Raw genomic sequence first — 16,417 nt, 5'->3', positions numbered from 1 at the left:
GCCGACGCGTCACGGCTTCGGCGTCACCGACATGCTGTAGGGAATGAACAGCGCCAGATCGAGCGGGCCCGACTGCACCCAAGTGAGGTTGTTGGCCATGCCCTCGACCTCGACCGCATAGTCCGGCCCAAACATCGCCGTGGTCCGCCTGGCGTCCGCGGCGATCGCCTCGACAACCGCAGGCCGGTACTGGGCGGGATTGACGATCGACAGCTGCCAGCCGCCGTTGATGTTGACCAGCGACCGGCCGGCCTTGTCGATCCGGGCGACGAACTGGACGATCCGTCCCGAGGCGGAGTCGAGCGTGTCGCCGGGGCGGATCGGCGTCTTGACGATCAGGCTGGCGGTGCTGGTGTCCGAGCGGTCGTCGTCGACACCCAGCGTCAGGCTGGACACCATGTCCTCGTTGAAGGCGACCAGTTGGCCATCCACCTGGATGCTCAGGGCGATATCGGGCTCGTTCTGGGCTGCCCGCGCCATGCTGCGCAGGGTCCGCATGAGTTCGTCGCGACGGCCGGCGGCCTCACGCGTGTCGTTCACGGCCCAGATGGACACGATCAGATTGTCGGCGCGCCGGGCGACGGTCACTACGGGCACGACCGGGGGCGCAACCTCATAGGGCCTCTGCATGCGCGATCCGGTGACCACGATCTCGTTGATTTCGGTCTGGTCCTGGGCGAGCGCAGGGGTGGCGAGCAGCGTGGCGGCGGCGACGGCGACGAGCATTTTCATGTGGTGGTCCTCCCGGTTGAGAGGTTGGCACGCGTTCAGCGTGTCGTCACCCTGGCTGTTGGATCCCTCAGATCCGGCCCTTCGTCCGAGCGGCTTCCTCGTCGGCGTCTTCAGGTACGAGCGGAAGACCGAGTGTGTCGTCAGGCTCAAACCAGAAGACCTGCGGGTCGGCGCCGTAGAGCTCGCTCGCCACCATCTTCATGGCCAGAAGCAGCGCCTGCGCCGAATCCACGCCCTTGATACGCCGGGGCCGCCAGGGCCGGTGAGGCCACTCGATCACATATTCGCAGGCCCAGTCTTTCCCGTCGGGGACCGGCTGCATCCAGACGGCCCTGAACGGTCGGGGCTCTGCGGGAAGCGCGAGCTGGAACAGGCGTTCGCAGGCGACGGATGGTTCGGTCCTTGCGGCTGCCGCTGGTCCGTTCATGTGACGATCCTCCCGGTTGAGAGGTTGGCACGCCTTCAGCGTGTCGTCACCTTGGCCGTTACGGTTGGGTGGCGGCGTTCGTGAGGCCGGCGTCCGGCCAGTCAGGCTTGGGACAGTTGCGTCGGCTCTCCGACGCCCCGCAGGCCCAGATGTCGAACGTCACCGTATCCCCGGGCAGCGCCCACCCCTCGGCAAGGCGCGCTCGCCGGATGCTCACCAGCACCGGACGGCCGAACCTCGTGTCTTCGGGAAGCAGCCGGTCTATCCGACAAGCCTGCAGGCGCTCGCCGTCCGCAACGGTGCAGGTGACCCGGGCCATGACGACGCTATCCTCGTCAGGCGAGTAGTCCGGACGCGGCATACGCGACCAGTTGACGCCGTTCGCCCAGTGGCGAGGCGCTCGCTCCTCAACGGCCTGCGGGAGGACGGCGAGCGCGGCCAGAATTGTGACGAGCAGCATGAACGATCCCCCGGACCTTGCCGGACCCTATCGCCGCCGGCCCGCGACGCAATGCCCGCTCACTGCCGCAGCATCTCGCGCGCCGTGATCACGCGCATGATCTCGTTGGTGCCCTCGAGGATGCGGTGGACGCGCAGGTCGCGGACGATGCGCTCCAGCGGATAGTCCTTGAGGTAGCCGTAGCCGCCGTGCAGCTGCAGGGCCTCGTCGGCGATCTGGAAGCAGATGTCCGTGGCCATGCGCTTGGCCATGGCGCACCATTTGGTCTTCTCGGGATGGTTGGTGTCCATCGCCCAGGCGCCGCGCATCACCATCAGGCGGCAGGCGTCCAGCTGGGTGGCCATGTCGGCGAGCTTGAACTGGGTGTTCTGGAAATCGGCGATCGGCTTGCCGAACTGCTTGCGGGTGTTGACGTATTCCAGCGAGGCCTCGAGCGCGAGGCGGGCGCCGCCCAGCGAACAGGCGGCGATGTTCAGGCGGCCGCCGTCGAGGCCCATCATGGCGTAGCGGAAGCCGTCGCCTTCCTTGCCCAGCAGGTTGGCGGCCGGGATACGGCAGTCGTCGAAGCTGACGATGGCGGTGGGCTGGGAGTTCCAGCCCATCTTCTTCTCCTGGGCGCCGAAGCTGAGGCCCGGCGTGTCTTTCTCGACCACGAAGGTCGAGATGCCCTTGGGGCCGTCGACGCCGGTGCGGGCCATGACGACATAGACGTCCGAGGTCCCGGCGCCAGAGATAAAGGCCTTGGAGCCGTTCAGGACGTAGTGGTCGCCGTCCAGCCTGGCGGTCGTGCGCAGGGCGGCCGCGTCGGAGCCCGAGCCCGGCTCGGTCAGGCAGTAGCTGGCGATCTTCTCCATGGTCACCAGCGACGGGACGTAGCGGCCGCGCAGGTCGTCGGAGCCGAACCGGTCGATCATCCAGGTGGCCATGTTGTGGATCGAGATGAATGCGGCCGTGGAGACGTCGCCGCGCGACAGCTCCTCGAAGATCACCGCCGCCTCGACGCGGCCCAGGGCCATGCCGCCGTGCTCCTCGCCCGTGTAGATGCCGCAGAAGCCCATCTCGGCGGCGTGGCGCATGACGTCGACGGGGAAATGTTTGGTCTCGTCCCACTCGGCGCTGTGCGGGGCCAGCTCGGCGTCGGCGAAGGCGCGGGCGGCGTCCTGGATGGCGCGCTGGTCGTCGGTGAGGGCGAAGTCCATGGGGGTCTCCCGGTCGTCTGGTCGCGGCGGCCTCTGACGGGCCGGTTCGGGCGCGTGTCTAGCGATGTCCGCGGCGGGCGTCGACAGGCTGCACCCCGCTGCGGCTTTGCAGAGCGGCCAAGGTCGGCCTACATCGCCGCCATGACCCAGCCGTTCGCTCCCGCCGCCTTCCCCTACGCCCGCCCCCGCCGCCTGCGCTCGAGCCCGTGGGTGCGCCGGCTGGTGGCCGAGACGACGCTGACGCCGGCCGACCTGATCTGGCCGCTGATCGTGCATGACGGGGCCGAGGACCGGCAGCCGGTCGCCTCCATGCCGGGCGTGTTCCGGCTGAGCCCGAAGGCGGCTGCGCAGGCGGCGGTCGAGGCGCGCGACCTGGGCATTCCGGCGGTGGCGCTGTTCCCCAATGTCGACGGGGCGATCAAGGACGCCGTCGGCACCGGCGCGACCGACCCCGACGGCCTGATCCCGGACTGCATCAAGGCCATCAAGGACGCCGCGCCGGAGATCGGCGTGATGTGCGACGTGGCGCTGGATTGCTACACCGACCACGGCCACGACGGCGTGGTCGAGGGCCAGCGCATCCTCAACGACGCGACGCTGGAGCGGCTGGCCGAACAGGCCTTCATCCAGGCCCACGCGGGCGCCGACATCGTCGCCCCCTCAGACATGATGGACGGGCGGGTGCAGGCCATCCGTGAGGCGCTGGAAGCCAATGGACTTCAGGATGTTATGATCCTGTCCTACGCCGCCAAATACGCTTCGGCCTTCTATGGTCCGTACCGCGACGCGGTGGGGTCGGCGAAGATGCTGACCGGCGACAAGAAGACCTACCAGATGGACTACGCCAACACCGACGAGGCCCTGCGCGAGGTGGCGATGGACATTTCGGAGGGCGCCGACGCGGTGATGGTGAAGCCGGGGATGCTGTACCTGGACATCGTCCGGCGGGTGTCGGAGACCTTCCGCGTACCGACCTTCGCCTACCAGGTGTCGGGCGAGTACGCGATGATGCGCGCCTCGATGGCCAACGGCTGGCTGGACGAGGACCGCGCCATCCTGGAGAGCCTGCACGCCTTCAAACGCGCGGGCTGCGCCGGGGTGCTGAGCTATTTCGCCCCGCAGGCGGCGCGGTTGATGGGCGCCTAGTCCTCCGATCTAGCCAGCAACCGGACCAGATCGTCCTTCCAGAATTTCGCCCAGGTGTGGGTGCCGTGGCCCTTGCCTTCCGGGCTGTTGGGGATCAGGCGGTATTCGCCGTTCCGGAGCCGCGGGAGGAATTGCTCCGTGAGCCCCAGTTCCGGCGGATTGATGAAGTCGTCGGCCGAGTTGATCCACATCACCGGGGCGGTGATGGCCTCCAGGTTCGCCGACGGGTCGTAGTCGTGCGAGGCGTTGACCTGGTACCAGAGGTCGTTGGCGTCCAGCGCCGGCAGGCGGCGGGTCTGCTGGGCCGTCAGCCATTCGTCGGCGGCGGCGCGGGTCGGCAGGTCGTTCTGCAGCGGGATGGCGGCGCCGCCGGCGAGGATCAGCAGGTCGACGGCGGTGCGCAGGCCCTGCTGCGGCTGGGTCTGGTAGTCGCCGCCCTGCCAGGCCGGGTCTGACCGGATGCCGTCCTGCAGCATGGCGCGCCACAGGCGGTTGCGGCCGACGATGGCGGTCGGCTGGCAGGCCAGGGGCATCAGGGCGTCGGCGAAGTCGGGATGTTCCTCGCCCCAGACGAAGGCGTGCATGCAGCCCATCGAGGTGCCGAGGATCAGGCGCAGGCGGTCGACGCCGAGACCGTCGACCAGCAGGCGGCGCTGGGCCTCGACCATGTCGTCGTATCCGTACTCCGGGAAGCGGGCGCGCAGGCCGTCGGAGGGTTTGGACGAGGCGCCGTGGCCGAGGTTGTCCGGCATGATGATGAAGTAGCGCGTCGTATCCAGCGGCTGGCCGGGGCCGAACAGCTCGCCGGCGAACTGCGGCGACAGAAACTGGGCCCCGGAACCGCCGGTGCCGTGCAGCAGCAGGACGGCGTTGTCGACGCGGCCGTCGGCGCCGCGGTGCGGCCGGCCGAGGGTGCGATAGTGGATCTTCAGCTCCGGCAGGGTCTGGCCGGCGACGGCGAAGTCACGCGCGGTGTAATCGCCCTCGGCCGGAACGGGCTGGGCCAGGGCGGTGGTCGACAGGGCGAGGCCGACGAGGCCGCACAGGGCCGGGAGATACCGCTTCATCGTCCGAAACTCCGGTTCAGAGGGACAGGGTGGCGTTCCAGCCGTCGAAGGCCACTTCGACATTGGGCGGAACTATCGCCGACAAGGCGTTGTAATCCAGATCGATATGCAGGTTCGTCAGAACCGCGCGCTTGACCCCGGTGCGGGCGATCCAGTCCAGGGTGCGGTCGACGTGGGCGTGGGTCGGATGAGGCGTGAAGCGCAGGGCGTCGACGATCCAGAGATCGCATCCGCGCACCGCCTCCAGCGCATCGTCATCCAGTTCGGAGACGTCGCTGGAATAGGCGACAGGCCCGATGCGGTAGCCGACCGAGCGGATCGGACCGTGGGCCTGGTCAAAGGTGACGACCGGGACGGCGCCGCCGGGACCGTCGACCGACCACGGCCGGCCGTGGGCCGGGACGTCGTGCGCCTCGACGATGGCCGGATAGCCTTCGACGCTCTCGAAAATGTAGCCGAAGCGGGTGAACAGGGCCGCGCGGGTGGCGGCGTCCATGAAGGCCGGGATGCGGCGGCGCGCGCGCATGGCGAAGACGCGCAGATCGTCGATGCCGTGGGTCTGGTCGGCGTGATCGTGGGTGTAGAGGACGGCGTCGACGTGGCGGACCTGGGCCGCCAGCATCTGGGCGCGCAGATCCGGCGAGGTGTCGATCAGGACGCTGGTGACGCCGTCAGGCCCGTGGCGGCGGACCAGCAGGGAGCAGCGGGTGCGGTAGTTCTTCGGCTCGGACGGATCGCAGTCGCCCCAGTCGCCGTCGCCGCGGGGCACCCCGCCCGACGATCCACTGCCCAGGATGACGACCTCCAGCCGGTCCATCATGCGCCCTCGGGTCTGGGGATGCGGTCGAACAGGGCGAAGAAGGCGTCGGTGGTGCGGGCCTCGGCCTCGTCGCGGGTCCAGCCGCGAACCTCGGCCAGCTTGTCGAGGACGTGGCCGACATACGCCGGCTCGTTGCGCCGCCCCCGATGCGGGATCGGGGCCAGGTAGGGGCAGTCGGTTTCGACGATGATGCGGTCGGCCGGCATGGTGCGGATGATCTCGCGCACCCCCTCGGCCGCGCGGAAGGTGGCGATGCCGGAGACGGAGAACCACGCCCCCATTTTCGCCGCGCGTTCCGCCAGTTCCGGGCCGCTGGTGTAGCAATGCATGAGGAAGCGGAAGGGCGCCCTCGCCTGCTCTTCCTCAAGGATGTCGCCCATGACCTGGTCGGCCTCGCGGGTGTGGACCACCAGCGGCAGGCCGGTCAGGCGCGACGCCTCGACATGCTGACGGAAGACCGCGGCCTGCACGTCGCGCGGGCTGAGGTCGTAGTGGAAGTCGAGGCCGCACTCGCCGATGCCGACGACGCGGGGACGCCCGGCCAACTCGGCCAGACGGGCGGCGGTCAGATCGACGTGGTCCTTCGCCTCATGCGGATGGGCGCCGACGGTGCACCAGATGTCGTCGTGGCCCATGGCCAAGCCATGGGTGGCCTCGAAGGTCGACAGCTTGTCCGAAATCTCGACCATCAGGCCGACGCCGGCCTCGCGTGCGCGGGCGATGACCTCGTCGCGGTCCTCGTCGAACTGGTGGGCGTGCAGGTTGACGTGGCTGTCGATCAGCATCAGCGGGCCGTCGCCTTGGTGCGTTGCAGGTCGGCCAGGGCCCCGGCGAGGACGTCGGCGCGGTCGAGGTTGATGGCGGCGGTGCGGTCGGGCAGTTCGGACAGGCGGGTCCACAGCTCGGCCCAGCGGGCGCCGGCGGCCCCTTCCTCCAGCGCGCGCACCTTCACGGCGGCGATCAGGCGATCCATCAGGGTCTCGAACCGCTCCTGACCTTCAGCCCCACGGAATTTGTCGGCGACGGCCATGGCCTCGGCGCGGTCGATCTGGTCGGCTGCGACCCAGGCCTGGGCCAGCTGATCGGCTTCGAGCGTGGCGCCCGAGGCCAGGGCCAGGGCCTGTCCCGGCGAGCCGCCTGCCATGCCGGCGATGCGCGAGGCCTCGGCGGACGAGACGCCGGTGCGGTTGCGGACCATCTCCTCCAGCGCATGCTGCGGCCAGACCGGGAAGGCCAGGCGGCGGCAGCGGGAGCGGATGGTGGCCAGCAGGCGGCCGGGCGCATGGGTCACCAGGAACAGCACGCCGTTCTCCGGCGGCTCCTCAAGAACCTTCAGCAAGGCGTTGGCCGCGTTGAGATTCAGATCATCGGCCGCGTCGATGATGGCGACGCGATACGACGCCTGCGACGGGCTCTTGGAGAAGAACTCGGGCAGGTCGCGGGCCTGGTCGACGGAGATCGACTTCTTGACCTTGCCGCCCTCGACGGCCCGCTCCAGCACCAGCAGGTCCGGGTGCGACTGGGCCGCGATCATGCGGGCGACGTGGTCGTAGGGGTCCGTGCCCAGCAGGCCGCGCGACGAATCCGGCGCGGCGCCCAGCAGACGGCGGGCGGCGCGGTAGGCGAAGGTCGACTTGCCCGAGCCCTCGACCCCGCACAGCAGCCAGGCGTGGTGCAGACGCCCCTTGGCCTGGGCGTCGAGGAAGGCGGCCTCGGCCGCGGCGTCCGGGATCAGGTCGAACCGGTCGCGCGGATGCTCGCTCACAGGAGCCGCCCCTCGACCGCGGCCCAGACGCGGGCGGCCACGGCCTCCTCGTCGCCGACGGCGTCGATGACGACGCAGCGATCCGATTTTTCCTTCGCGATCTCAAGGAAGCGGCGACGGAGTCTCTCATGGAACTCCAGCCCCTTGGACTCGAACCGCGTCTCGAACAGGCCGCGGCCGAAGGCGCGTTCGAGGCCGATCTCGACGGGCAGGTCGAAGATCAGGGTCAGGTCCGGCTGGGTCGCGCCGACGATGGCGGCGTCCAGGCTCTCGATGAAGGCTTCGGGCGCGCCGCCGCCGGCGCCCTGGTAGGCGCGGCTGGAATCGGCGAAGCGATCGCAGACGACCCAGCGGCCGGCCTCGAGCGCCGGGCGGATGGTCTTCTCCAGATGGTCGCTGCGGGCGGCGAACATCAGCATGGTCTCGGTCATCGGCGACCAGCGGCCGGCGTCGCCGTTCAGGGCGATGGCGCGAATCTCCTCGGCGCCCTGGGAGCCGCCCGGCTCGCGGGTCTGGACGACCTCGAGGTGGCGCTCGCGCAGGCGCTCGACCAGGCGGCCGACCTGGGTCGACTTGCCGGCCCCCTCGCCGCCTTCGAACGTGATGAATCTGCCGTGGGTCACCGGCGCACAATGGCGGCGCCGGGCGATGAGGCAAGCCTTAGCGGGCCGATATCAACAGGGCGTCGGCGTAACCGCGTGCGACCACGGCCTGACGCGCCTGTTCCGCGGCGTTGGGATCAGGCCAGGGGCCGATGAGAACCCGGTACAGCGTCGAATCGCCCTGGCGGACCATGTCGATGACGGCGCGCTCGCCGAGGCGGTCGGCGACCCGGCGGGCGTTGCCGCGATCGGCGAAGGTCCCGGCCTGGATCCAGTAGGCGCCGCTCTCGTTCGGGGCGGCGGGCGCGGGCGCCGCCGGCGCCGGGGCGACCGCGGCGGCGTAGCGGAGGGGCTGGGACGAACCGAGACGCGGCGCGAAGCCGAGGTAGCGTACGCGGACCTCGCCGACGCCCTGCTGAAGCATGCCGAGCGCGTCGGCCGCGCCGCGCGACAGGTCGATGATGCGGCCGTCGACGAACGGGCCGCGGTCGTTGATGCGCACGACGATGGTGCGGCCGTTGGCGAGGTTGGTGACCTCGACCAGGCCCGGCAGCGGCAGGGTCTTGTGGGCGGCGGTCAGGGCGTACTGGTCGAACAGCTCGCCGGTCGAGGTGGGCCGGCCGTGGTGCTGATCGCCGTACCAGGAGGCCTGGCCGGTCTCGTCATAGCCGGGCTGTTCGGCGGGATGATACCAGCGGCCGCGGATCTGGTAGGGCCGCATGGTGCCGGACACGATGGGGGCCGGATCGGTGACCACGGGCACGCGCCCGCCGCCCGGACGCGGCGCGCCCGCGCAGGCGGCCACAAGCGACAACAGCGCCGCGATCGTCGCGGCCTTGAGAAATCTTGCAGCCATGTCCCAGCCCTTGAGGCCCCATAGCATGCCGGGCGGATATTTCCGCTTTGGTTAACGGCGGGTTTGACGCTATGCGGCTTGTCCGCTCGCGGGACACGGACAGGTGGCCGAGTGGTTTAAGGCAGCGGTCTTGAAAACCGCCGTAGGTGGAAGCCTACCGTGGGTTCGAATCCCACCCTGTCCGCCACCGACCGCCTCCAAGGCTCTCTTCTCAACCCCACGCCCCGAACGCCCCGGACTTCCGGGGCGGTTCTGGCGCGTTTCCGAACCGTCGGCGGTCGAGTTTCACCATTCTCACCCGCTTCTCCGCGTCAACGGTCGCGCGTCTCTGCCATGGTCTGCGCCCGCGCGGTGATCCCGGCGAGAGAGCCCCCACCCTGCGGCCCATCGCGGCGTTTCGCTGCGCCTGCAGCTCATCCGTCTCCCTGGCCAGAACCTGGCACCGATCCTGCGACGCCGTTGGACGATCCTGTAGCTACAGCGCCGAGGCTGAATTCGACAGGGCAGCAGGAGCACCACCGCCTGTGGGGGGTCCTGGCTGAGCGAGTTGCGCCAGGAGCGATGTATTGTACAACAATCACGCAGCAACATGAGACAAACTTCTTGCTCGAGCGAACGGCGCGAAATAGGAATGACGAGGGTGGCGTCGGCAGGCTCCTGTCGAGGCTGAGGGAGAACAGGTCCTTGGGAGATATGGCGAATACATCAGGCCAGTCCGGCAAGGACGCGGCGCCCCAGGGCCCCGCTCCGACCGCCGACGACATCGCCCACGCCCTTCGGGTACGCATCCAGAAGAGCGAACTGGCGCCGGGCGAATGGCTGCGCGAAGTCCGCCTGTGCGAAGAATTCGGCGTGGGCCGTTCGACGGTGCGGCGCGCCCTGCGCACGCTCGCCGACGACGGTCTCATCGAGATCGAGGAGAACCGGGGCGCGCGCGTCTCGACCACCTCGGTCGAGGAAGTGTTCGACCTGTATGAGGTTCGCGCCGCGCTGTACGGCCTGGCTGCGCGCTTCGCCTGCCTGCGCGGATCGGACGCCGTCATCCGCGGCCTGATCGCCAACATCGACCGCCTGCTGGACGCGGCGGAGCACGGGGCGCCGGCCGAGAACATCATCGAGATCAGTGAGGCGATCTTCAGCGAGATGTCAGCGTGCGCCAGCGCCGACGCGCAGCGCATGATCGAGGTCGTCCGCCGCAAGACGCGCTTCCATTTCTCCTATGTCGCCCTGGCGCTGACCGTCGACGGCCCCGGGCCGTACGAGCACTGGCGCCAGGTGCGCGCAGCCCTGATCGACCGCGATGCGGAGCGGGCCAGCAAGTCGGCGCGCGACATCCTCTACTTCATGCAGGGCGAAGTCGCCCGCATCATGCTGGCGCGGGGCCCGCGCATGCGAACTGAAGCGTCGTCGCCGCGACCGGGCGCGCCACGCAAACGTCGTACGGTCGCTGAAGGGGGAGTCGGATAATGTCGCGCCTGTATCTCCGCGTGCTCGCTTCGGTCGCGCTCGCCGCCCTGACTGTCGGGTCGGGCGTCGCCTGCGCGACTGTTCCCGCCGAACCGACGCCGCAGGCCGCCCCGTCGGCGGATCTGCGCAACCTGCTCAACTACGTCCGTAACCACGGCTCGACCGGCTTCATCGTAATCCAGAACGGCGCTCTCCTGATCGATGAGACCTGGGCGGCGCCGGAAGACGACCGGATGTTCGCCAACTTCGTGTACGGCCAGGCCGCCGACGGCGGCCTGCTCGAGGACGTAGCCTCCCAGCAGAAGAGCTTTGTGGCGGTCCTGGCCGCCATCGCCGTCGACAAGGGCCTGCTGGACGTCGAGCGGCCGGTGTCGGCCTACCTCGGCTCCGGCTGGTCGCAGGCCACGCCGGACCAGGAAGCCCGTATCCGCGTCATCGACATCCTGACGATGAGTTCGGGACTGGACGAACGGTTCGGCTACACCGCCGAGCCGGGCACGACCTTCTTCTACAACACCCCGGTTTACGCCGTGTCCAAGCGTATCGTCGCGGCGGCCGCCGGCCAGCCGCTGGACGTGATCACGCGCGAGTGGCTCACGGCCCCGATCGGCATGGCCAACACCGAGTGGCGCCGCCGCCCGGCCGCTCTGGCCTCGGTCGGCAATGACACCGGACTGGTGACGACGCCGCGCGACGTCGCGCGCTTCGGCCTGATGATCCTGCACGGCGGGGTGGCGCAGGACGGGACGCGCGTCGTCTCGGAGGCGCAACTGAACGCCCTGTTCGCACGCTCGGAAACCAACCCCGCCTACGGCCGGCTCTGGTGGCTGAACGGCGGCGAGTACGTCATGCGTCCGCTGGTCGGTCGCAGCGACGGCCCGCTGATCGATGCGGCGCCGGCCGATCTTGTCGGCGCGCTCGGCGCCTTCGACCGCCGCCTCTACGTCGTGCCCAGCCGCAATCTGGTGGTGGTGCGGACCGGCGCCGCCACGAACGAACGGGACTTCGACCAGCAGCTCTGGCTGCGTCTGATGAAGGTGATCGGCTGAGGCCGGCACGAACCGTACGACGCGATCCGCTCCGGCCTTAGGGGCGGTCGCCCACCCCTCCCCAAGATGCAGGACACGCGCCCGTGATTGACGGCAGCATGCAAGCCTTTTCCCTGACGCTCGACAAGCTTATCGATCACGCGGCGAAATGGCATTCCGAAGCTGAAGTCGTCACCGCCCGCGGCGGCGAACACAGCGCCCGGGTCACCTATGAGGAGTTGCGCCGACGCGCCCGCAAGGTCTCGACCGTGCTGTCCGGCTTCGGCGTGACGGCCGGCGCCCGCGTCGCGACCCTGGCCTGGAACACCCAGGCCCACGTCGAATCCTGGTACGCGATAATGGGCATGGGCGCGGTGTGCCACACGCTCAATCCCCGCCTGACGGCCGTCCAGCTGGCCTGGATGCTGGATCAGTCCGGCGCCAGCATCGTCATCGTCAGCGCCGACCTGATGAAGCTGATCCTCGACGTCGCGGATCACGCGGCGGGTCTGGAGCGCATCCTCGTTATCGACGGCGAGACCGCAGACACCCATGCGCGCGCCGCGGTGATGGCGCTTGAACCCATGGTCGAGTCCGCGGCGGAGGACGCTGTCGAATGGGGCCGGTTCGATGAAACGACGGCGTCGAGTCTCTGCTTCACCTCGGGTTCGACCGGCGCGCCCAAGGGCGTGACATACACTCACCGCTCCAGCTTCCTGCACACCATGAAAATGCTGCAGGCGGACGTGCTGGCGGCGCGCAGCACGGATGTGGTGCTGCCGATCGTGCCCCTTTTCCACGCCAACGCCTGGGGTCTGCCGTTCGCCCTGCCGGCGGCCGGCAGCCGCATGGTCCTGCCGGGCCGGCACACCGACGGCGCCAGCCTCGCTCGCCTGATCGCCGCCGAAGGCGTGACGGTCGCCGTCGGCGTGCCGACGGTCTTCCTGGGCCTATGCGAGCATCTGGACGCCAGCGGCGCCAAACTACCCTCGCTGGAGAGGATCATCCTCGGCGGCGCGCCGACGCCGCCCGCGCTGATGGAACGGCTTGAGAAACAGTTGGGCGTGGTGGTGCAGAACAGCTGGGGCATGACCGAGCTGTCGCCGGTCGGCGTGTTCGGCGTCCTCAGCGATCCGGATCGTCAGGCCGCGGTGTCGGGCCGTCCGGCGATTGGCGTGGATCTAATGGTAGCCGACCAGCACGGCGTTCCCCTTGCCGAGCAAAGGGAGAACGAGGGCCGGCTCCACGTCCGCGGCGCCGCGGTCATTGAACGCTATTTCGGCCAGACCGAGCCCGTCGTCGACGTCGACGGGTGGTTCGACACCGGAGACCTCGCAAAGATCGACCGCAAGGGCAATCTGGTCATCACCGGACGCGCCAAGGATCTGATCAAGTCCGGCGGCGAATGGATCAATCCGGCGGAGATCGAGGCCCTCGTCTGCGCCCTGCCCGAAGTGTCGCTGGCGGCCGTCATCGGCCGCGCCGATGTCAAGTGGAGCGAGCGCCCCATCCTGATCGTCGAAGTGCGCGAGGGCCACGAGATCAGCGACGAAGCCCTGCTTGACGCCATCCGCGGACGCGTCGCCTCGTGGTGGATTCCGGATTCCGTCCTGCGTGTGCCGGCCATGCCGCTGGCCTCGACCGGCAAGGTCGACAAGATTCGCTTGCGCGCGACCTACAGCGCAAGCTGACGGTCGCCGCATGTGCGGCGACCATCCCGGAGTTCAGGTCTCAGGCGTCAACCCGTTGCGCTGCGCGCACGCCCATCTCGTAGCGATGCTGCTCCTCGCCGCGCGCCGGGATGCTCTCGCCCTCTCGGTGCGCGACTTCGTCCAGCCGATCCAGCAGGGCTTCCGCGGTCGCGTCCCCCGCATCGAGGAAGACGCCGCGCGTCATGGTGACGTGAGCCTGCTCGAAGCTCCCCGCCCCGGCCAGCAGGACCGCGCGGTTGGGCGCCTGGTCGCTGGCCAGGACCACCACCGCCGGGCTGACCAGCGAGGCGTCCAGTCCGGCCAGCAGTTCGGGCGAGTAGAGGTCGTTGGTCATGCCGGTGGCCGCGCTGGGTGCGAGACAGTTCACCCGGATGCCGTAGCGTTCGCCCTCAAGCGCCAGCGTCTGCATCAGGCCGACCAGCCCCATCTTGGCGGCGGAATAGTTGGCCTGGCCGAAGCTGCCGTACAGACCTGACGAGGAGGTGGTGAAGACGATGCGCCCGTAGTTCTGGGCCCGCATGATTTCCCACACCGCCTTGGTGCAGTTCACCGATCCCATCAGATGCACGTCCAGCACCAGTCGGAAGTCGTCGAGGTCCATCTTGGCGAAGGTTCGGTCGCGCAAGACACCGGCGTTGTTGATCAGAATGTCGATCCGGCCCCAGCGCGCCATCACCTCGTCGCACATGGCCTGGACGCCCGCCTGATCGGTGACGCTGACGCCACAGGCGAGGGCTTCGCCCCCGGCGGCGACTATCTGATCGGACACGGCAGCCGCCGCCTCGGCGTTCATGTCCGCGACGACGACCCTGGCGCCGCGGCGGCCAAGCGCGATCGCGTGCGCGGCGCCGAGGCCGCCGCCCGCCCCGGTGACGATCGCCACGCGGTCCGAGAGATCGATACGCATACAAAATTCCTTTCGATGGTCCGGCTCGGGCCGCCGCGCACGACGGCCTCCGGAGAAAGCGGTCAGGCCGTCGGTTCCTCGACCCAGTCACGTCGCAGCGGACGCACCGCGAACAGAGCGAGCGCGGACGCGACGAAATACAGGCCGACAAGGGCGATCGCCGAATAGCGCAGCGCCTCGGCGCCGAACTGCGGGGTCAGGACGTCGCTCAATCCGCCCAGCAACCATGATCCGGCGCCGATGCCGACCAGATTGTTGATCAGCATGAAGCAGGCCGCCGCGGTCGCGCGCATCTGCGGCGGCACGAGGTGTTGGACGGCGGTGGTCACCGGGCCGACGAACAGGATGTTCAGTGCATTCGGGATCAGCAGCAGCCCCCAGGCGAGCGTCGGCGACGACGACAGGAAGCCGGCGATGAACAGGGGCGCGGTCAGGACCCAGGCGAGGGAAGACACGCCGGCGTAGGCGCCGCGGTCCGCCTTGCCCAGCCGGTCAGCCAGCACGCCGCCGAGGAAGACGCCGCCCACGCCGCCGACCAGCAGCAGGGAGCCGACAAAGTAGGAGACGACGCTCAGGTCGAAACCGAAGGTCTGCATCAGGATGGACGGCGTCCAGAAGGCCAGGCCGTAGCCGGCTGTGCTGCTCATCGCTGCGGCGAAGGCCAGCAGCCAGAAGCTGGGCTTCCGGGCGAGGATGGCGAATACGGCGCCGGCGCGGACGCGGTCCGCCTTCGATGTGGCGACGCGCGGCGGCTCCTTGACCACGAGGCGGAAGATCGGCGCGATGATCACCCCGGCGAGGCCCACGACGATGAAAGCCGCCCGCCAGTCGACCGCCCTGGCGATGGCCGCGCCGAACAGAACCCCGCAGGCCAGGCCGACGGGAATGCCCAGCGAATAGATGCTGATGGCGCGCGCCCGGCGCTCGGGCGGGAAATATTGAGAGATGATGGCATAGCTGGGCGCGACGCCGCCGGCCTCGCCCACCCCGACACCGAGTCGGAAGAGGAACAGGGACCAGAAACTGTTCGCCATCCCGCACAGGGCGGTGAAGCCGCTCCAGACGACCATGGAGAGGGTGATCACCCACGTCCGGCTCGTACGGTCGGCGATCACCGCCAGCGGAATGGCCAGGGTGGAGTAAAGTGCGGCGAAGGCCAGGCCGCCCAACAGACCCAGCTGGGTGTTGGACAGGCCCAGGTCCGCCTTGATCGCCGGAGCCAGGATCCCGAGGATCTGCCGGTCCAGCCAGTTGAAGATGTAGACGATCAGCAGCATCGCCAGCACCAGGCGGGGATACCAACGACCGTGGATCGGGACGGCGATCGCGGCAGACGTCGGGGTCGTCGGGGCGGTCATGCGAGCTCCTCGGGATTGGACGTCTGCGCTGCCTGCGCGGCGATGAAGGCCGTGCGTGCGGAAAGCCGGTCCCAGTAGGCCGAAACCTCGGGACTGAACTTGTGGTCGAGGTTCAGGGTGCGGGCGAACAGCAGGGCGTAGCCGACGCACAGATCCGCCATCGTGAACCGCCCGGCGCACAGCCACTCGCGGCCATCCGCCAGCGCGCGCGTAAGGTGCCGAAGCCGCGACAGGAACCACTGGGCGTAGTCGTCAGCGGCCTGCTGCAGCCGCCGTTCTTCGGGCTCGAGCCGGGTGTAACGGAGCACGATCGTCTGCGGGAATGTCAGGGTCGCCTCGCTGCGATGCAGCCAATCGAGCCAGAGCCCGTAGTCCGGCTCCTCGACCCCGACGGCCAGTGGCGTCGGCCCATACCGGGTCGCCAGATACTGGGGGATGGCGGCGGATTCGGTCATCCGCACCTCGCCGTCGATCATCAGCGGGATGGTGCCGAGAGGATTCTGCTCGAGATATCCGGGCTGATGAACACGCGGCGGGAACGGCAGAACGTGCAGGCGATAGGGCAGCCCCATCTCCTCGAGCGCCCAGAGCGCCCGAAACGAGCGGGCGTCGATACAATGATAGAGCTCGATCACTGCCGCGCCCCTCCCCGCTCCGCATTCTTCCGACGGCTGCCTCAGTCATCGACCGGTCAGGCCTGAAAGTCAAAAATTTTGTACGACAATTGATGCGTTGTGGTGGTACAGAAAATTGCGGCGTTAAGCGTCGCCGCACCGGTTTTAATGAGGCTTACACCCGGCCCGCCAGAACACGGCCCCACGCTCCCATCGCGGCTGGTCCGTGAGGGGAACGTCAAACGGAGAGCCGAAGA

17 protein-coding genes and 1 tRNA gene are annotated in these 16,417 nt (G+C 69.0%); 5 read left to right on the top strand and 13 right to left on the bottom strand.

Features of this window, described 5'->3' with window-relative positions; translation table 11 throughout:
• Positions 1 to 9 precede the first annotated feature (9 nt).
• The 4 genes from GGR12_RS08660 to GGR12_RS08645 all read right to left on the bottom strand — a co-directional run bounded on the left by GGR12_RS08660 (position 10) and on the right by GGR12_RS08645 (position 2,818).
• Entirely contained in the window at positions 10 to 732 is a 723-nt protein-coding gene (locus GGR12_RS08660; RefSeq protein ID WP_183204025.1) for a hypothetical protein, read from the bottom strand.
• A 67-nt stretch (positions 733 to 799) separates the two neighbouring features.
• Entirely contained in the window at positions 800 to 1,159 is a 360-nt protein-coding gene (locus GGR12_RS08655) for a DUF6968 family protein (RefSeq protein WP_183204024.1), read from the bottom strand.
• Between the two features lie 58 nt (positions 1,160 to 1,217).
• On the bottom strand, positions 1,218 to 1,619 hold the full coding sequence (locus tag GGR12_RS08650; RefSeq protein WP_183204023.1) for a hypothetical protein: 402 nt from the start codon (positions 1,617 to 1,619) through the stop codon (positions 1,218 to 1,220).
• A gap of 59 nt (positions 1,620 to 1,678) precedes the next feature.
• Complete coding sequence (locus GGR12_RS08645) at positions 1,679 to 2,818, bottom strand: isobutyryl-CoA dehydrogenase (RefSeq protein ID WP_183204022.1); 1,140 nt, start codon at positions 2,816 to 2,818, stop codon at positions 1,679 to 1,681.
• Between the two features lie 141 nt (positions 2,819 to 2,959).
• Between GGR12_RS08645 and hemB the strand changes: the two genes are divergently transcribed.
• Positions 2,960 to 3,964 carry a porphobilinogen synthase gene (gene hemB, locus GGR12_RS08640; RefSeq protein ID WP_183204021.1) on the top strand — a complete coding sequence of 335 codons (1,005 nt, stop codon included), beginning with the start codon at positions 2,960 to 2,962 and terminating at the stop codon, positions 3,962 to 3,964.
• Here the strand turns inward: hemB and GGR12_RS08635 are convergent.
• The 6 genes from GGR12_RS08635 to GGR12_RS08610 are packed head-to-tail and all read right to left on the bottom strand — an operon-like array spanning position 3,961 to position 9,101.
• Positions 3,961 to 5,031, bottom strand: a complete 1,071-nt coding sequence (locus tag GGR12_RS08635) for an alpha/beta fold hydrolase (protein WP_183204020.1) — start codon at positions 5,029 to 5,031, stop codon at positions 3,961 to 3,963. The two genes, hemB and GGR12_RS08635, sit on opposite strands and share 4 nt — an antisense overlap.
• A 16-nt stretch (positions 5,032 to 5,047) precedes the next feature.
• Entirely contained in the window at positions 5,048 to 5,851 is an 804-nt protein-coding gene (locus GGR12_RS08630; protein WP_183204019.1) for an MBL fold metallo-hydrolase, read from the bottom strand.
• Positions 5,848 to 6,636, bottom strand: coding sequence for a TatD family hydrolase (locus GGR12_RS08625; RefSeq protein WP_183204018.1), 789 nt, complete (start codon positions 6,634 to 6,636; stop codon positions 5,848 to 5,850). The genes GGR12_RS08630 and GGR12_RS08625 overlap by 4 nt, the downstream gene beginning before the upstream one ends.
• A complete protein-coding gene (locus tag GGR12_RS08620; RefSeq protein WP_183204017.1) occupies positions 6,636 to 7,616 on the bottom strand; it encodes a DNA polymerase III subunit delta' in 981 nt (326 codons plus the stop codon). The genes GGR12_RS08625 and GGR12_RS08620 overlap by 1 nt, the downstream gene beginning before the upstream one ends.
• On the bottom strand, positions 7,613 to 8,239 hold the full coding sequence (gene tmk / locus GGR12_RS08615) for a dTMP kinase (protein WP_183204016.1): 627 nt from the start codon (positions 8,237 to 8,239) through the stop codon (positions 7,613 to 7,615). Before tmk ends, GGR12_RS08620 begins: the two co-directional genes overlap by 4 nt.
• Before the next feature lie 37 nt (positions 8,240 to 8,276).
• Positions 8,277 to 9,101: a septal ring lytic transglycosylase RlpA family protein gene (locus GGR12_RS08610; RefSeq protein WP_246328825.1), complete on the bottom strand. Its 825-nt coding sequence runs from the start codon at positions 9,099 to 9,101 to the stop codon at positions 8,277 to 8,279.
• 70 nt (positions 9,102 to 9,171) lie between these two features.
• Here GGR12_RS08610 and GGR12_RS08605 point away from each other — a divergent pair.
• The 4 genes from GGR12_RS08605 (at position 9,172) to GGR12_RS08590 (ending at position 13,260) form a co-directional block, all read left to right on the top strand.
• A tRNA-Ser gene (locus GGR12_RS08605) sits at positions 9,172 to 9,261 on the top strand.
• Positions 9,262 to 9,767: 506 nt separating this feature from the next.
• Entirely contained in the window at positions 9,768 to 10,541 is a 774-nt protein-coding gene (locus GGR12_RS08600; protein WP_183204015.1) for a GntR family transcriptional regulator, read from the top strand.
• Complete coding sequence (locus GGR12_RS08595; protein ID WP_183204014.1) at positions 10,541 to 11,590, top strand: serine hydrolase domain-containing protein; 1,050 nt, start codon at positions 10,541 to 10,543, stop codon at positions 11,588 to 11,590. Before GGR12_RS08600 ends, GGR12_RS08595 begins: the two co-directional genes overlap by 1 nt.
• Before the next feature lie 98 nt (positions 11,591 to 11,688).
• On the top strand, positions 11,689 to 13,260 hold the full coding sequence (locus GGR12_RS08590) for an AMP-binding protein (RefSeq protein ID WP_183204013.1): 1,572 nt from the start codon (positions 11,689 to 11,691) through the stop codon (positions 13,258 to 13,260).
• A 40-nt stretch (positions 13,261 to 13,300) separates the two neighbouring features.
• Here the strand turns inward: GGR12_RS08590 and GGR12_RS08585 are convergent, their stop codons facing one another.
• From GGR12_RS08585 to GGR12_RS08575, 3 genes are all read right to left on the bottom strand, one after another.
• Entirely contained in the window at positions 13,301 to 14,188 is an 888-nt protein-coding gene (locus GGR12_RS08585) for an SDR family NAD(P)-dependent oxidoreductase (RefSeq protein WP_183204012.1), read from the bottom strand.
• 62 nt (positions 14,189 to 14,250) lie between these two features.
• Positions 14,251 to 15,546: a spinster family MFS transporter gene (locus GGR12_RS08580; RefSeq protein WP_183204011.1), complete on the bottom strand. Its 1,296-nt coding sequence runs from the start codon at positions 15,544 to 15,546 to the stop codon at positions 14,251 to 14,253.
• Positions 15,543 to 16,181 carry a glutathione S-transferase N-terminal domain-containing protein gene (locus tag GGR12_RS08575; RefSeq protein ID WP_183204010.1) on the bottom strand — a complete coding sequence of 213 codons (639 nt, stop codon included), beginning with the start codon at positions 16,179 to 16,181 and terminating at the stop codon, positions 15,543 to 15,545. The genes GGR12_RS08580 and GGR12_RS08575 overlap by 4 nt, the downstream gene beginning before the upstream one ends.
• Positions 16,182 to 16,417: the final 236 nt, after the last annotated feature.

Source organism: Brevundimonas lenta (genome assembly GCF_014196335.1).
In the GTDB taxonomy this organism is placed as follows: domain Bacteria; phylum Pseudomonadota; class Alphaproteobacteria; order Caulobacterales; family Caulobacteraceae; genus Brevundimonas; species Brevundimonas lenta.
This window is presented reverse-complemented; position numbering and strand designations above follow the sequence as displayed.

What these genes read in the sequence shown, in the direction of transcription:
- GGR12_RS08660 (WP_183204025.1), bottom strand. Translation starts at nt 732, where the DNA reads ATGAAAATGCTCGTCGCCGTCGCCGCCGCCACGCTGCTCGCCACCCCT.
- GGR12_RS08655 (WP_183204024.1), bottom strand. Translation starts at nt 1,159, where the DNA reads ATGAACGGACCAGCGGCAGCCGCAAGGACCGAACCATCCGTCGCCTGC.
- GGR12_RS08650 (WP_183204023.1), bottom strand. Translation starts at nt 1,619, where the DNA reads ATGCTGCTCGTCACAATTCTGGCCGCGCTCGCCGTCCTCCCGCAGGCC.
- GGR12_RS08645 (WP_183204022.1), bottom strand. Translation starts at nt 2,818, where the DNA reads ATGGACTTCGCCCTCACCGACGACCAGCGCGCCATCCAGGACGCCGCC.
- hemB (WP_183204021.1), top strand. Translation starts at nt 2,960, where the DNA reads ATGACCCAGCCGTTCGCTCCCGCCGCCTTCCCCTACGCCCGCCCCCGC.
- GGR12_RS08635 (WP_183204020.1), bottom strand. Translation starts at nt 5,031, where the DNA reads ATGAAGCGGTATCTCCCGGCCCTGTGCGGCCTCGTCGGCCTCGCCCTG.
- GGR12_RS08630 (WP_183204019.1), bottom strand. Translation starts at nt 5,851, where the DNA reads ATGATGGACCGGCTGGAGGTCGTCATCCTGGGCAGTGGATCGTCGGGC.
- GGR12_RS08625 (WP_183204018.1), bottom strand. Translation starts at nt 6,636, where the DNA reads ATGCTGATCGACAGCCACGTCAACCTGCACGCCCACCAGTTCGACGAG.
- GGR12_RS08610 (WP_246328825.1), bottom strand. Translation starts at nt 9,101, where the DNA reads ATGCTATGGGGCCTCAAGGGCTGGGACATGGCTGCAAGATTTCTCAAG.
- GGR12_RS08600 (WP_183204015.1), top strand. Translation starts at nt 9,768, where the DNA reads ATGGCGAATACATCAGGCCAGTCCGGCAAGGACGCGGCGCCCCAGGGC.
- GGR12_RS08595 (WP_183204014.1), top strand. Translation starts at nt 10,541, where the DNA reads ATGTCGCGCCTGTATCTCCGCGTGCTCGCTTCGGTCGCGCTCGCCGCC.
- GGR12_RS08590 (WP_183204013.1), top strand. Translation starts at nt 11,689, where the DNA reads ATGCAAGCCTTTTCCCTGACGCTCGACAAGCTTATCGATCACGCGGCG.
- GGR12_RS08585 (WP_183204012.1), bottom strand. Translation starts at nt 14,188, where the DNA reads ATGCGTATCGATCTCTCGGACCGCGTGGCGATCGTCACCGGGGCGGGC.
- GGR12_RS08580 (WP_183204011.1), bottom strand. Translation starts at nt 15,546, where the DNA reads ATGACCGCCCCGACGACCCCGACGTCTGCCGCGATCGCCGTCCCGATC.